This window comes from Mesorhizobium sp. B2-8-3 (assembly GCF_006440815.1).
Taxonomy (GTDB): Bacteria; Pseudomonadota; Alphaproteobacteria; order Rhizobiales; family Rhizobiaceae; genus Mesorhizobium.
Map to the genome: position 1 here is coordinate 285,600 of NZ_VFTW01000005.1, position 12,942 is coordinate 298,541.

Genomic DNA, 12,942 nt, shown 5'->3' on the forward strand with positions numbered 1-12,942 from the left:
TCTGCTTTGCGTTCAGGCCATGCCCAATATGGCGTCGAACAGCGCCATTCCCGCCCACGATCCGAAGAGGCCTGTTACGCCGCCGACGATGAAATCATCGTCATAGGCGGGCCAGAACGCGTGCAGCAGCAGCGCGCCGACGATCGCACCGAGGATCCCAGTGGCGAGGTATTGCGGATTGCGCAGCCACGAGCCCTTGATCACGCGCACCATGGTGAACGCGGTGAAGACGGCGGAAAGCAGAAGATCCGACATGGTTGGCCCCTGGACCAGCAGACTTTCCACCCAACAGTAAAACGATCCGTTAAACGGCATCGACAATTGCCATCGAGACGCGTGCCAGCATGAACCCTCCGCCCAACATCACCGATCCGCTCGTGCTGTTCATGCCGTCGGGCAAGCGCGGCCGGTTCCCCGTTGGAACGCCCGTGCTCGATGCGGCGCGCCAGCTCGGCGTCTATGTCGAAAGCGTGTGCGGCGGCCGCGCCACTTGCGGGCGCTGCCAGATCGAGGTGCAGGAAGGCAATTTCGCCAAGCACAAGATCGTCTCGTCCAACGACCACATCTCGTCCAAGGGCGCCAAGGAAGAGCGCTACGAGCGCGTGCGCGGCCTGCCTGGGCGGCGCCGCCTCTCCTGCTCGGCGCAGATCCTCGGCGACCTCGTCATCGACGTGCCGCAGGACACGGTCATCAACGCCCAGACCATCCGAAAGGACGCCGACACCAGGGTAATCGCCCGCGATACGGCGATCCGCATGTGCTATGTCGAGATCGAGGAGCCCGACATGCACAAGCCGCTCGGCGACCTCGACCGGCTCAAGATCGCCCTGATGAAAGACTGGGGCCTCAAGAACCTCGAATTCGATTTCTATCTGCTGCCGCAGGTGCAGGGCATCCTGCGCAAGGGCAACTGGACCGCGACGGCCGCCATCCACAAGGACGCCGACAGCGACATCGCGCGTGTCATCGCGTTGTGGCCCGGCCTCAAGAACGAAGCCTATGGCCTTGCCTGCGACATCGGCTCGACCACCATAGCCATGCATCTGGTGTCGCTGCTGTCGGGCCGAGTCGCCGCATCTTCCGGCACGTCCAATCCGCAGATCCGCTTCGGCGAGGATCTGATGAGCCGCGTCTCCTATGTGATGATGAATCCGGACGGTCGCGAAGGCATGACGGTCGCCGTGCGCGAAGCGGTTTCCGGCCTCGTCGACAAGGTCTGCGCCGAAGGCAACGTCCAGCGCGCCGACATCCTGGATTCCGTCTTCGTCGGCAATCCGATCATGCATCACTTGTTCCTCGGCATCGATCCGACCGAGTTGGGCGGCGCGCCTTTCGCGCTTGCCGTCTCCGGCGCGGTGCGCATCAAGGCCTCCGACATCGGCCTGAAGCTCAACCAGGGCGCGCGCCTCTATATGCTGCCTTGCATTGCCGGCCATGTCGGCGCCGACGCCGCCGCCGTCACCCTGTCGGAAGGCCCGCACCGCCAGGACGAGATGATGCTGATCGTCGACGTCGGCACCAATGCCGAGATCGTGCTCGGCAACTCGACGCGTGTGGTCGCGGCCTCCTCGCCCACCGGCCCGGCCTTCGAGGGCGCCGAAATCTCCGGCGGCCAGCGCGCCGCGCCTGGCGCCATCGAGCGCGTTCGCATCGACCCTGACACGCTTGAGCCGAAATATCGCGTCATCGGCTCGGAGCTGTGGTCGGACGAGCCGGGCTTCCTCGACAGCGTGCAGGCGACCGGCGTCACCGGCATCTGCGGCTCCGGCATCATCGAGATCGTGGCGGAAATGTACCTTGCCGGCATCATCTCCGAAGATGGCGTCGTCGACGGATCGCTGGCCGCGCGCTCGCCGCGCATCGTTCCCAACGGCCGCACCTTCTCCTATGTGCTGAAGGAAGGCGAACCCAGGATCACCATCACCCAGAACGACGTGCGCGCCATCCAGCTTGCCAAGGCAGCACTCTATGCCGGCACCAAGCTGTTGATGGAAAAGCAGCACACCGAGCACGTCGACCGCATCCATTTCGCCGGCGCGTTCGGTTCGTTCATCGATCCGAAATACGCCATGGTGCTCGGCCTCATCCCCGACTGCGACCTCGACAAGGTCTCGGCCGTCGGCAACGCCGCCGGCGCCGGCGCGCGCATGGCGCTGCTCAATCGCGGCTACCGTCGCGAGATCGAGGAGACGGTGAGCCGGATCGAGAAGATCGAGACGGCGCTGGAGCCGAAATTCCAGGAGCACTTCGTCTACGCCATGGCGCTGCCGAACAAGGTCGACCCCTTCCCGAAGCTGGCGGCCGCGGTGAAGCTGCCGCCGCGCAAGGCGATGAGCGAGGACGGCACCGCCGGCGACGCTACCCCACGCCGGCGTTCACGCGAGGAGCGCGCGGCACGGCGCGGCCGCGACTAACGTTTCAGCTCATTCGGCGGCCCCTGCGGCCGCGGCAGTGCTTGCCTTCACGGCGCCCTTGGGACGTCGCGGGTGCAGCAGCCCGATCAATGGCTTTTCGACGATCAGATAAAGCACTGCCGAGAGCGCCAGCGTGATGGCCAGGATCGTTGCCGGCTGCAAGACCGCCGGGAGGCCCGCCCTCAAGACGACACCCGTCGCCAGGACGCCGGCCACGACATGCCATAGATAGATCGAATAGGACGCATCGCCGAGAAAGCTGGGCAAGGCCGCGGGCTTGAACGGCCGCGCCCGCTCGGCAAACACCGCGCCAGCCACGATCAGCGTGGCCGGAAGCCCCCAGCGCAAGGCGCGAGCCATGTCGGCATCGAACAGCGGGCTGGCCGCAAGGAGCAGAAATCCTAAGACAGCCATCGCCAGCGCCACTCCGAGCGGCAGCCTGGCGCCCTGGAGCCACAAGCGCCCCACGACGACGCCGGCCGCGAACTCGAGCACGACAGGATCGGTGAAGGCATGCGCGTATCCCACGGGTAAGACGAAATGCAGCGCGACGATGACCACAAGGGCGCCCACGAGAACTCCGAACCGCCAGCGCTCCCCGAGGAACAGGACCAGGGTGAAAACGAGATAGAACATCATCTCATAGCAAAGCGTCCAACCCTGTATGACGATGGGATGCAGCGCCCCCTCCTGCAGGACAGGCAGGAAGAACAGCGAGCCGACGAAATTCGCCATACTGAAGAAATGGCCGTAGAAGAATTGCGGCTTGATCAGGATGCCTGCCGCGGTCAGCAGCGTGACGATCCAGTAGAGAGGCATGATGCGGGTGATCCGGCGACCCATGAAACGCCAAGGATCGGCCGGTCTGCCGGCCGTCGTCACCCACATGATGAAACCGCTGATGACGAAGAAAACGTCGACGCCGGCTGCTCCGACGTGGAACGGACCGCCGAACTGTTCGCTGACATGGAAGCAGACCACCGCGCAGGCGGCGAGGCCCCGCAGATATTGAATACTGTGGATGCTCGTCACGATGCTCTGGTCCAGATCGCGCTATGCTGCAGTGCATACAGTCGATATCGCATCGCACAATAACAAAGCAGCCGAGCGCTGCTGTCAACCCCGCGGATGGCTTCTATCCGGATGGAAGCCGGAATGCCCGCCGGTCCAATTCGTTTGTATGCAAATGTTTCCGGATTCGCGCTATCCGGAAACCGAAACGCTGTTTTCGCGAAATCGACCCGATACATGCGTGAGCGATTTAACCGACATCGAACGGCGGCTGCGGACAATCTCGGCCGCCGCTGCTCTTCAAGGGAGATGAAAATGTCGATGTACGACAACCTCAGCCGTTTCGGCGTGACCATCAGGCTGGCTCACGCCAGGAACAAGGCGATCCGTGCGCTGAACAGCCTGCCTGCGCATGTCCAGAAGGATATCGGCTGGCCGGCTTCGCCGCCGAGCGACCCGCAGGCAGCCCTTCATGCGCTGCTTCTGGGCACACCGCGCTGATGACCTTCGCCGACAAATGCAGGCTGCTCGGCAAGCGCCGTGGCCGCGACGCGGCCTCGGCGAACGTCGACAACAAATTGCGCGCGGCGTTGCTGTCGAAGCGGCGCTAGAGCAATTCCAGGAAACGTGCGCAGCGGTTAGGCTCGGCAATTCGCCGTAGCCTTCCGCCCGAAATCGCGCAAACAAAGAACTGGCACCATCGGATCACGCCGATGTGCCAGCGTGAATCCTTGACATTTTTAACTGAGGTACAATCTTCGCAGAGCGGGGGGAATTCTCTTAGTCGGCTGTGCCGAAGTGCGTGTATCTGCATGCCCAGTTTGAAAAGCCATCTCGTTTCGTTCGTTCTCAGGCACAGCCGCAAGAAGGCGTTTTCCAGTCCCGAGAACCTGCAGCGCTGGATCGCCTACGCCCGCAAGACAGAGGATTATCATCCGCCGGCCTTGCTCAGGGCACGGCTGGACATCGCCGAGACCGAGATCGACGGCTTTCCCGTCTATGAGATCGCGCCGAAGGCGGGCGAAAGCCGGCGCATCCTCTACATGCATGGCGGCGCCTATGTCTTTCAGATCACCTCCTACCATTGGGGGCTGATCGCCGAAATGGCCGAGCGTCTCGGCTTCGGCATCACCGTGCCGGTCTACCCCATCGCGCCGGAGCACGATTTCCATGACATGTTCGGCATGGTCGGCGACGTCTACCGGCGCATGCTCGAAGAGACTGAGGCGCAAGACATCGTCTTCATGGGCGATTCCGCCGGCGGCAACATGGCCGTCGTGCTGACCATGATAGCCGCCGAGGAGGGCCTGCCGGCACCGTCGCGCCATGTGCTGATCTCGCCCGGCCTCGACGTTTCGCTTGCAAATCCGGAAGTCTTCGAGGCCGAGCGGCAGGATCCGTGGCTGGGTATTGCGGGTGGGCTGGAAGCGGTGCGGCTCTACAGCGCCGGTTTCGATCGCACCGACTGGCACATCAGCCCGCTTTACGGCGACCTGTCCGTGCTGCCTAAGACGCTGCTGCTGACCGGTTCACGCGACATGCTGACACCAGATAATCTCATCTTCGCCGAACGCGCACGCGCTGCCGGCGTCGAGGTCGACCTGGTCTACGAGGAAGGCATGTTCCACGTCTGGCCCCTGATCGAGATGCCCGAGGCGCGCCGCGCGCGCGACAGCATCGTTGCATTCCTCGATAATGTTCCAGCAGCGCGCCAGGCTCGTGCGCGACGCAGGACGAAAGCCGCTTTCGCGGGGCGCCCGGCGCCGGCGGCCGAATAGCTCAGAACTTGCCGGTTTCCCGGAACAGTTCGAACGTCGCGCGGATATGGTCGGCCACGGCCTTCACCGGCGCGCTCGCATCGGGCGCCACCACCATGGCGAGATTGTAGGTGCCGATCTCGGGCATGCCGTCCTTGGCGCCCAGCGAGACCATCTCGTCGCCGAGGAAGGACTTCGGCAGCGGCGCCACTGCAAGGTCGGCCATGATGGCGGCGCGCTGGCCGGCCGTGTGGGCGCTCATATAGGCGATGCGGTAGTTGCGGCCCTCGCGGCCAAGCGCTTCCAACGCCCCTGCCCGCCATGCGCAGCCTTCTTCCCACAGCGACACCGGCAGCGGCTCGCGCAGATGCGCGCAGCCGCCCTTGGCGCCCGCCCACACGATCGGCTCGGTCAAAAGCACCTCGGCGCCGATCGCGCTGGTCTTGTAGGAATTGGTGAGCAGCGTGATGTCGAGCGCGCGGTCGTCCATGCGGCGGCGCAGATTGATGCTCTGGTCGATGGTGACGTCGACGGCGATCGAGGGATGCGACTGGGCAAAACGCTTCAGCACATGCGGCAGCACGCGCTCGCCATAATCGTCCGGGGAACCGAGCCGCACCACGCCCACGATGTCGGGGATGATGAATTTCGACACCACCTCGCGGTTGATCGACAAAAGCCGGCGCGCATAGCCGAGCAGCATCTCGCCATCGGTGGTCAGCGTCACCGAACGCGCGTCGCGCGCGAAGACGGAACGGCCGAGGATGTCCTCCAGCTTCTTGATCTGCATGGAGACGGCCGATGGCGTGCGGAACACCGCATTGGCGGCGGTGGTGAAGCTGCCGGTCTCGGCGATCGCCACGAAAGTGCGCAGCACATCGAGGTCAAGCAGCGGCAAAGGATGATTGAGCGGGGCGTTCATGGCAGCTTGCCTTCAATTTTTCTGATGCAATCCATCATTCCATTTCGTTTGATTGAACATCACTCCAGGCGCATAGTCAACTCGATCGATGCAGGATGCTGCCAAAAGCAGCCATCAAACGACCCTGACACAATCCTGCAGTCGACGTGAAATGAAGCTGAAACAGACCTGGCTTAACGCAGTGACGGGCGCCTCCCTGCCCGCATAAGGAGAAAGAAATGTCTATCCTGTCATCCATCGGTCGGCTTGCGACCGAATTCAGCGCGGCCCGCGCCCGCTACCAGACCGAACGCGCCATCCATGCGCTGCCGATCGAACTGCAGAAGGATATCGGCTGGCCGGAAGCCGCCGATGCCAAGACCGGCTTGCGCTTCGGCGTCGGAAGTTGGGCCGGAGCGAAGTAATCAAGTGTGTATGGAGTTCTGAAGGCCTGCCGCGTCAGCTCGGCAGGCCTTTTGCTTGTTTTTAGCGCCTTTGTTTGCACTCAAACGACTTTTCCAGCCATGCGATCACAGCATGACGCATATGAACCACCCGCATAGCGGATTAACAAGTCGATTAAGACCTTGTAAATAATAGGAAATCTTGGGCAGGCTGCCCAAAAATGTCGCAAATGATGTCGCTTTTCATATCAAGCGGTTCGTTTTTGCGATTTAGTTTTTGCTGAAGTGAGCCTATATCCACGTCAGCAAACGAGCTGCCCCACTCCATCAAGCGAAGGCGACCCGTCTGAGCAACCCAATGGAGATGACAATGAAGCTTTTTGCCCGCCTGTTTGCCCGCCGCGAAATGAACCTGACCACCGCTTTGGAGCGTCAGCGCCTCGCCAAGACCATGCCCGGCCAGACCGGCGCCGTGGCTGCTGCCCGTCTCGGCTTCATTGCCTGAGACAATCCGGCATACCGAATTCAACGCCGCCCGGCTCCGCCGAGGCGGCGTTTTCGTTTGGTCATTTGCCGCTGTCGTCGGTGTGCTCACGCCCTTCGGTTGCATGAATTGCCCATTTGCGACCCGTGTCGCAAATTTAATCTTCACTTAGCCGCCTACCCGATTGACAGGAATGGTTTTTCCTGTTGTCGCTATGCTGTTCGCGACATCCTGTTCGCGTCATGGCTGCGTGAGGTTTCCCCGTGAATGCCGTAAAGCATCCGATCAAGAGATCGTTTGTATTCTTCCTCATTCCCGATTTCACCATGATCGCCTTCGCGACGGCGCTCGATCCGCTGCGCTCGGCCAACCGGATGCTCGGCTACGAAGCCTATCGTTGGCGGCTGGCCAGCATAGACGGCAAGCCGGTGCGCGCCTCGAACGGCGTCGAATGCGCGGTCAACACCTCGCTCGAGGAAGAGCGCAAGAAGATGGCCGGGCCGGATCGGCCGAACATGGCGATCGTCTGCAGCGGCATCAATGTCGAGCGCTACCAGAACAAGTCGGCCTTCGCCTGGCTGCGCGAGGAGTACAATCGCGGCGTCGCCGTCGGCGGCCTCTGCACCGGCGCGCATATCCTGGCCGCCGCCGGCCTGTTGTCCAACAAGCGCTGCGCCATCCATTGGGAGAACCTGCCGGGCTTTTCCGAGGCGTTCCCGAAGGCCAATGTCTTTGCCGACCTCTTCGAGGTGGACCAGAACGTCTATACCTGCGCCGGCGGCACCGCCGCGCTCGACATGATGCTGAAGCTGATCGGCGACGATTTCGACGAGAGCCTCGTCAACCGCGTCTGCGAGCAGGTGCTGACCGACCGCGTGCGCAGCCCGACCGACCGCCAGCGCCTGCCGCTGCGCGCCCGCCTCGGCGTGCAGAACTCCAAGGTGCTGACCATCATCGAGCTGATGGAGGCCAACCTTTCCGAGCCGCTGTCGCTGATCGAGATCGCTGACCATGTCGATCTTTCCCGGCGGCAGATCGAGCGCCTGTTCCGCACCGAGATGGGCCGCTCCCCTGCCCGCTACTATCTGGAGATCCGGCTCGACCGCGCCCGGCACCTGCTGATCCAGTCGTCGATGCCGGTGGTCGAAGTGGCGGTCGCCTGCGGCTTTGTCTCCGCCTCGCATTTCTCCAAATGCTACCGCGAGCTCTACGCCCGTTCGCCCCAGCAGGAGCGCGTCGACCGCAAGCAACTCTTGGCTGCTTGATCCGAAGGTTCCGGATCAAGCCCCGATCGACTGCCCCTGCGCCGTCCGCATCGCCTCGACACGGATGTCTTCGGTGAGTTGCGCCTTGAGCGCCGAGAATTCGGGGCTGGTCTTCAGCGTGTAATGGCGCGGATGCGGCAGGTCGACCGGCACGTCCGATTTGATGCGGCCGGGCCGGGCACTCATCACGATCACCCGCGACGCCATGAAAATCGCCTCCTCGATGTCATGGGTGACGAACAGCACCGTCTTCTTGCGCCGCTCCCAGATGCCGAGCAGCAATTCCTGCATCAGCCCGCGCGTCTGGTTGTCCAGCGCGCCGAACGGCTCGTCAAGCAGCAGGATTTCGGGATCGTTGGCCAGCGCCCGCGCGATCGCCGTGCGCTGCTGCATGCCACCCGACAGCTGTTTCGGCCAATGGTTCTCGAAACCCTTCAGCCCGACGAGATCGACATAGGAAGCGACGATCTCGTTGCGTTCGCGCTCGGGCCTGCCTTGCTCGCGCAGGCCGAAGCCGATGTTCTCGGCGACCGTCAGCCAGGGAAACAGCGTATAGGACTGGAACACCATGCCGCGGTCCGGTCCCGGCCTTGTGACCGCCTTGCCGTCGAGCAGCACGCGGCCGGTGCTCGGCGCCTCCAGCCCGGCGACGATCCTGAGCAGGGTAGATTTCCCACAACCGGACGGCCCCAGGATGGTGATGAAGTCATTGGCCGCGACCGCGAGGTCGACCGGCTGCAGCGCCCGCACCGGCTCTCCGCCCCCGACCCCGGCAAAGGTCCGCGAAACGCCTTCGATGAGAAGCTTGCTCACGCCAGGCTCCATGGATAGAGCCAGCGGTTGAGCGCCTTGAAGGCGAAGTCGGACAAAAGCCCGATCAGCCCGATGACGATGATGCCGAAGATGATCTGCCCCGTCGCCAGCCGCGACTGGCTGTTGATGATCATGTAGCCGATGCCCGAAGACGAGCCGATCAACTCGGCGACGATGACATAGGTCCAGGCCCAGCCGAGCACCAGCCGCAGCGTCTCGGCGATTTCCGGTGCATTGGCCGGCATGATGACGCGCCTGACGATGCCATTGTCCGTCGCCCCCAGCGTATAGGCGGCCTCGACAAGGTCCTGCCTCGTGCTGCCGACCTTGACCGCCACGATCAGAATGATCTGGAACACCGAGCCGACGAAGATAACCAGAAGCTTCTCCATCTCGCCGATGCCGGCCCACAGGATGAGCAGCGGGATGAAGGCGGACGCCGGCAGGTAGCGGGCGAAGGAGACGAACGGTTCGAGGAAGGCTTCGACCGGCTTCCAGGCGCCCATGGCGATGCCGATCGGCACCGCGACGATGGAGGCCAGCACAAAGCCGCCGAAGACGCGCCAGATGGTGATCAGGATGTCGAGCCAGAAACGATCCTCGGTGAGCAGCCGCCAGCCATCCTTCAGCATCGACAGCGGATCGGCGAGGAAGATCCGGTTCACATGGCCGCCGAGCGTGATCCACGCCCAGAACGCCACGAACAGCACGAAGAAGGCGATGCCGAGCACGGTTCGCGTGCCCGGCGCAACGGGGTGCAAGGGACGCAGCATCAGGCCCTGTCCTTGAAGAGGAAGAACGGCGGCTTGTCGCCGCCGTCGATCGAAAAATGCGCGGTCAGTTGGCCACCGCACTGGTGTCGGCAAGCGTCGTCACATCCGGCGCTTCCTTGATCAACCCCATCTGCAGCAGGAGCTCTGCCGCGGTCTTGGAAAAATCCTGGAAATCCTTGGTGAAGAACTGCTTGTTCTCCGCCTTGTCGGCCCATTTCAGGTACTTGGCCGAATCCTCGAACTCCTTGGCCGACTGCTTCACGTCGGCGCCCATGATCTCATAGGATTTCTGCGGGTCCTTCTTGATCATGTCGAGCGCGTCGAAATAGCTGTCGGCGAGCGCCTTGGCTGCGTCGGGATTGGCCTTGAGGAAGTCCGGCGTGCAGCCGACCGTATCCATCACCATCGGGTAGTCGAGCGTGGTCGCCAGGATATGGCCCTGGTCGGCCTTGTCGCGCACGGCGGAGATGAAGGGCTCGTAAGTGACCGCGGCATCGTTCTGGCCGGCGAGAAAGGCCTGCGCCGCCGCATCCGGCTCCAGATTAACCACCGTCACGTCCTTGGTCGACATGCCGTTCTTGTTGAGCACCCAGGCGAGCAGGAAATAGGGCGACGTGCCGGGCGCGGAGGAAGCGACGTTCTTGCCTTTGAGATCGGCGACAGTCTTGATGTCGTTGCGCACGACGATGCCGTCGGCGCCATAGGATTTGTCGAGCTGGAAGATCTGCTTGGTGGTGACGCCGCTGGCGTTCCACACCATCCAGGTCTCGACCGTGGTCGCCGCGCATTGCAGGTCGCCGCTGGCAATGGCCAGCGGGCGGCTCGCCTGCGGCACTTTCTTGAGCGTGACATCCAACCCGTGCTTTTCGAAAAGCCCGGCCTGCTTTGCCAAAGTCAGCGGCGCGAAGCCGGTCCAGCCGCTGATGCCGATGGTGAGCGACGTAGCGGCCATGGCCGGCGCGCTGAGCACGGCGACCGCCGTCAGCGCCGCCGCGAAGATGGAGGTTCTGTTCATTGTGGTTCCCCTTTTTTGTGGTGAGCGCAAATTGTCTCACAGACGCCAAAAGGCTTGTCAATGAAGCAGAAGCCGCACTCGACCTTGGTCCAAGCTGGAGCATGGTCCCGAAAAGTGGATCCGGTTTTCGGAAGAGATCATGCTCCAAAGAGTTAGATCGGGATGACGATTCGTCATTCTGATCTAATGCCGGGCGGCGCGCCTGGAGCCGCTTCTCGATCCGTCACGGCATGCCCCAGCCGCGATTGCGCCACATCTTCTCGCCCGCCATGCAGTCCGCTGCCGGCGCGTCGTCGGCGAGCACGACCGGCGGATGCGCGGCCTCTTCCGCCGCCCATCGCGGCGAGGCGGGACCAGCAAGCTCGAGCACCAGCTTGCGGCGGATCGCTTCGGGGAACTGCGTCCAGTCATTGACCGGGATCATGAAGGCGCCCGGTCCGCCGATGACGCAGTCGCTGTAATAGCGGTCGAGATTTTCCACATCGAAGGCGCCGCTGAACCCGCCGCGCGTCATCAGCGGCAAACCGTTGATGGTGATGCCTTGCTTGACCACCGCGTCGCGCGTGAGGTCGACCGGCGCGCCCTGGTTGTTGGGTCCGTCGCCCGAGACGTCGATGACGCGCTTCGTGCCTTCAAAACCACTCTCGGCGAACAGGTCGCTGCCGAAGCTCAGCGCGCCGGAGATCGAGGTCCGCCGGGCGCTGTCCGGCGGCCGCGCATTGAGTTGCGCCACCACCTTCTCGGCATCGGCGCGGTTGGCGATCACCGTCCACGGCACGATCACGCGCTGCCAGGTGGTACCCGCCCATTCCACATAGGTGACGGCGATCTTGCCATAGGCGCCGTCGGCGATGGCCTTCAGCACATTCTCATGGGTCAGCGCCGCCGCGTAGCCGTGGCGCTGGATCTCCAGCTCGACCGGCGACATCGAAAGCGAAACATCGACCGCCAGCACCAGTTCGACATCGACCGGTTCTGCGGGAGAAGCTGGCGGCGTCAGCCAGAGCGCCAGCGCCAGCGCGGCACTGCCTGAAAAGATATGCCTTGCGCGGGCATAAGCAGACATGAAGCAAGGTTAGGCGAAAATCGCCGCGCACAAAAGCCGGGAATCCGGCGCATCGGATTCTGCCGGCGGCGAAACCTTCCTAAAAATACCGCGCGAGGTTCGAACGGATGCGCTCCAGCACCGTATCGCCGGAAAGGTCGGGCGCGAATTTCGCGCCGGTGATCGCCTCGTAGGCCTGGATATAGACCGCCGAAGTCTTGTTGACGATCTCGTCCGGAATGCCGGGGATCGTATCCTTGTAGGGATCGCAACGCGCCGACACCCATGACCGGATGAAATCCTTGTCGAAACTCTGCGGCCGCTCGCCGCCTGCGAACGCCTCGTCGTAGCTCGCCGCGATCCAGTAGCGGCTGCTGTCGGGCGTGTGGATTTCGTCCGCAAGCACGATCGCGCCGTCCGGCGCCGTGCCGAACTCATATTTGGTGTCGGCCAGGATCAGGCCGCGTTCGGCCGCGCGCTGCTGGCCGCGAGCGAACAGCCGCAGCGCATAGCGCGATACGGTGTCCCACTGCGCCTGCGTGAGCAGCCGCTCTGCGATGATCTCGGCTTCCGATAACGGCTCGTCATGGCCGCCATGGGCGGCCTTGCTGGTCGGCGTGATGATCGCTTCCGGCAATTTTTCGTTGTCGCGCAGCCCGTCCGGAAAACTGTGGCCGTAGAAGCTCCGCTCGCCCTTTCTGTACTTGGTCAGGATCGAGGTGCTGGTGGTTCCCGCCAGATAGCCGCGCACCACGATCTCGACCGGCAGCATGTCGAGCCGCGTGCCGACGACGACGTTGGGATCGGGATATTCCAGCACATGGTTGGGACAGATGTCGGCGGTTTCCTCGAACCAGTAGCGCGCCGTCTGGGTGAGCACTTCTCCCTTGAACGGGATCGAGGCCAGGATCGTGTCGAATGCGCTCAGACGATCGGTGGCGATGATGATGCGGCGCCCGTCCGGCAGATCGTAGTTTTCGCGCACCTTGCCATTGTAGCGGTTGGGCAGCTCGGGAATGAAGGCGTCGGACAGGATGCGCATGGGCGTGTTGCTTTCGCG

The 12,942-nt window shown here is 63.2% G+C and carries 14 protein-coding genes; 6 read left to right on the plus strand and 8 right to left on the minus strand.

Annotation, left to right across the window (positions count from 1 at the left end; translation table 11 throughout):
- Nucleotides 1-12: 12 nt before the first annotated feature.
- Nucleotides 13-255 (minus strand): hypothetical protein, encoded by a 243-nt coding sequence (locus FJ418_RS11295; RefSeq protein ID WP_246672479.1) that lies wholly within the window; start codon nt 253-255, stop codon nt 13-15.
- 89 nt (nt 256-344) lie between these two features.
- Here FJ418_RS11295 and FJ418_RS11300 point away from each other — a divergent pair, with 89 nt between their 5' ends.
- The gene (locus tag FJ418_RS11300) at nt 345-2,414 is read left to right on the plus strand and encodes an ASKHA domain-containing protein (RefSeq protein WP_140865481.1); all 2,070 of its coding nucleotides are present in this window, start codon (nt 345-347) and stop codon (nt 2,412-2,414) included.
- A gap of 9 nt (nt 2,415-2,423) precedes the next feature.
- Here FJ418_RS11300 and FJ418_RS11305 read toward each other — a convergent pair whose 3' ends face one another.
- Nucleotides 2,424-3,446, minus strand: coding sequence for an acyltransferase (locus FJ418_RS11305; RefSeq protein ID WP_246683012.1), 1,023 nt, complete (start codon nt 3,444-3,446; stop codon nt 2,424-2,426).
- A 294-nt stretch (nt 3,447-3,740) separates the two neighbouring features.
- Here FJ418_RS11305 and FJ418_RS31885 point away from each other — a divergent pair, with 294 nt between their 5' ends.
- The gene (locus tag FJ418_RS31885) at nt 3,741-3,926 is read left to right on the plus strand and encodes a hypothetical protein (protein ID WP_181166902.1); all 186 of its coding nucleotides are present in this window, start codon (nt 3,741-3,743) and stop codon (nt 3,924-3,926) included.
- A 311-nt stretch (nt 3,927-4,237) separates the two neighbouring features.
- Nucleotides 4,238-5,203, plus strand: coding sequence for an alpha/beta hydrolase (locus FJ418_RS11315; protein ID WP_140784766.1), 966 nt, complete (start codon nt 4,238-4,240; stop codon nt 5,201-5,203).
- Nucleotide 5,204: 1 nt separating this feature from the next.
- Here the strand turns inward: FJ418_RS11315 and FJ418_RS11320 are convergent, their stop codons facing one another.
- On the minus strand, nt 5,205-6,104 hold the full coding sequence (locus FJ418_RS11320) for a LysR substrate-binding domain-containing protein (protein ID WP_040981895.1): 900 nt from the start codon (nt 6,102-6,104) through the stop codon (nt 5,205-5,207).
- Nucleotides 6,105-6,322: 218 nt separating this feature from the next.
- Here FJ418_RS11320 and FJ418_RS11325 point away from each other — a divergent pair, with 218 nt between their 5' ends.
- The 3 genes from FJ418_RS11325 to FJ418_RS11335 all read left to right on the plus strand — a co-directional run bounded on the left by FJ418_RS11325 (nt 6,323) and on the right by FJ418_RS11335 (nt 8,236).
- Nucleotides 6,323-6,508 (plus strand): hypothetical protein, encoded by a 186-nt coding sequence (locus FJ418_RS11325; protein WP_140646602.1) that lies wholly within the window; start codon nt 6,323-6,325, stop codon nt 6,506-6,508.
- Nucleotides 6,509-6,857: 349 nt separating this feature from the next.
- Entirely contained in the window at nt 6,858-6,992 is a 135-nt protein-coding gene (locus FJ418_RS32555; protein ID WP_112099240.1) for a hypothetical protein, read from the plus strand.
- 305 nt (nt 6,993-7,297) lie between these two features.
- Entirely contained in the window at nt 7,298-8,236 is a 939-nt protein-coding gene (locus tag FJ418_RS11335; protein WP_348639758.1) for a GlxA family transcriptional regulator, read from the plus strand.
- A gap of 15 nt (nt 8,237-8,251) precedes the next feature.
- Here the strand turns inward: FJ418_RS11335 and FJ418_RS11340 are convergent, their stop codons facing one another.
- The 5 genes from FJ418_RS11340 to FJ418_RS11360 form a co-directional block, all read right to left on the minus strand.
- A complete protein-coding gene (locus FJ418_RS11340) occupies nt 8,252-9,049 on the minus strand; it encodes an ABC transporter ATP-binding protein (protein ID WP_140646606.1) in 798 nt (265 codons plus the stop codon).
- Nucleotides 9,046-9,819: an ABC transporter permease gene (locus tag FJ418_RS11345; RefSeq protein ID WP_140865579.1), complete on the minus strand. Its 774-nt coding sequence runs from the start codon at nt 9,817-9,819 to the stop codon at nt 9,046-9,048. Before FJ418_RS11345 ends, FJ418_RS11340 begins: the two co-directional genes overlap by 4 nt.
- 67 nt (nt 9,820-9,886) lie before the next feature.
- Nucleotides 9,887-10,837: an ABC transporter substrate-binding protein gene (locus FJ418_RS11350; protein WP_140705589.1), complete on the minus strand. Its 951-nt coding sequence runs from the start codon at nt 10,835-10,837 to the stop codon at nt 9,887-9,889.
- A 223-nt stretch (nt 10,838-11,060) separates the two neighbouring features.
- Nucleotides 11,061-11,903, minus strand: coding sequence for a DUF1194 domain-containing protein (locus tag FJ418_RS11355; protein ID WP_140865483.1), 843 nt, complete (start codon nt 11,901-11,903; stop codon nt 11,061-11,063).
- A gap of 79 nt (nt 11,904-11,982) precedes the next feature.
- Nucleotides 11,983-12,924 carry a phosphoribosylaminoimidazolesuccinocarboxamide synthase gene (locus FJ418_RS11360; protein ID WP_140865485.1) on the minus strand — a complete coding sequence of 314 codons (942 nt, stop codon included), beginning with the start codon at nt 12,922-12,924 and terminating at the stop codon, nt 11,983-11,985.
- Nucleotides 12,925-12,942: the final 18 nt, after the last annotated feature.

Excerpts from the sequence above, each read along its gene's own strand:
- FJ418_RS11295 (WP_246672479.1), bottom strand. The coding sequence starts at position 255 with ATGTCGGATCTTCTGCTTTCCGCCGTCTTCACCGCGTTCACCATGGTG.
- FJ418_RS11300 (WP_140865481.1), top strand. The coding sequence starts at position 345 with ATGAACCCTCCGCCCAACATCACCGATCCGCTCGTGCTGTTCATGCCG.
- FJ418_RS31885 (WP_181166902.1), top strand. The coding sequence starts at position 3,741 with ATGTCGATGTACGACAACCTCAGCCGTTTCGGCGTGACCATCAGGCTG.
- FJ418_RS11315 (WP_140784766.1), top strand. The coding sequence starts at position 4,238 with ATGCCCAGTTTGAAAAGCCATCTCGTTTCGTTCGTTCTCAGGCACAGC.
- FJ418_RS11320 (WP_040981895.1), bottom strand. The coding sequence starts at position 6,104 with ATGAACGCCCCGCTCAATCATCCTTTGCCGCTGCTTGACCTCGATGTG.
- FJ418_RS11325 (WP_140646602.1), top strand. The coding sequence starts at position 6,323 with ATGTCTATCCTGTCATCCATCGGTCGGCTTGCGACCGAATTCAGCGCG.
- FJ418_RS32555 (WP_112099240.1), top strand. The coding sequence starts at position 6,858 with ATGAAGCTTTTTGCCCGCCTGTTTGCCCGCCGCGAAATGAACCTGACC.
- FJ418_RS11335 (WP_348639758.1), top strand. The coding sequence starts at position 7,298 with ATGATCGCCTTCGCGACGGCGCTCGATCCGCTGCGCTCGGCCAACCGG.
- FJ418_RS11350 (WP_140705589.1), bottom strand. The coding sequence starts at position 10,837 with ATGAACAGAACCTCCATCTTCGCGGCGGCGCTGACGGCGGTCGCCGTG.
- FJ418_RS11355 (WP_140865483.1), bottom strand. The coding sequence starts at position 11,903 with ATGTCTGCTTATGCCCGCGCAAGGCATATCTTTTCAGGCAGTGCCGCG.
- FJ418_RS11360 (WP_140865485.1), bottom strand. The coding sequence starts at position 12,924 with ATGCGCATCCTGTCCGACGCCTTCATTCCCGAGCTGCCCAACCGCTAC.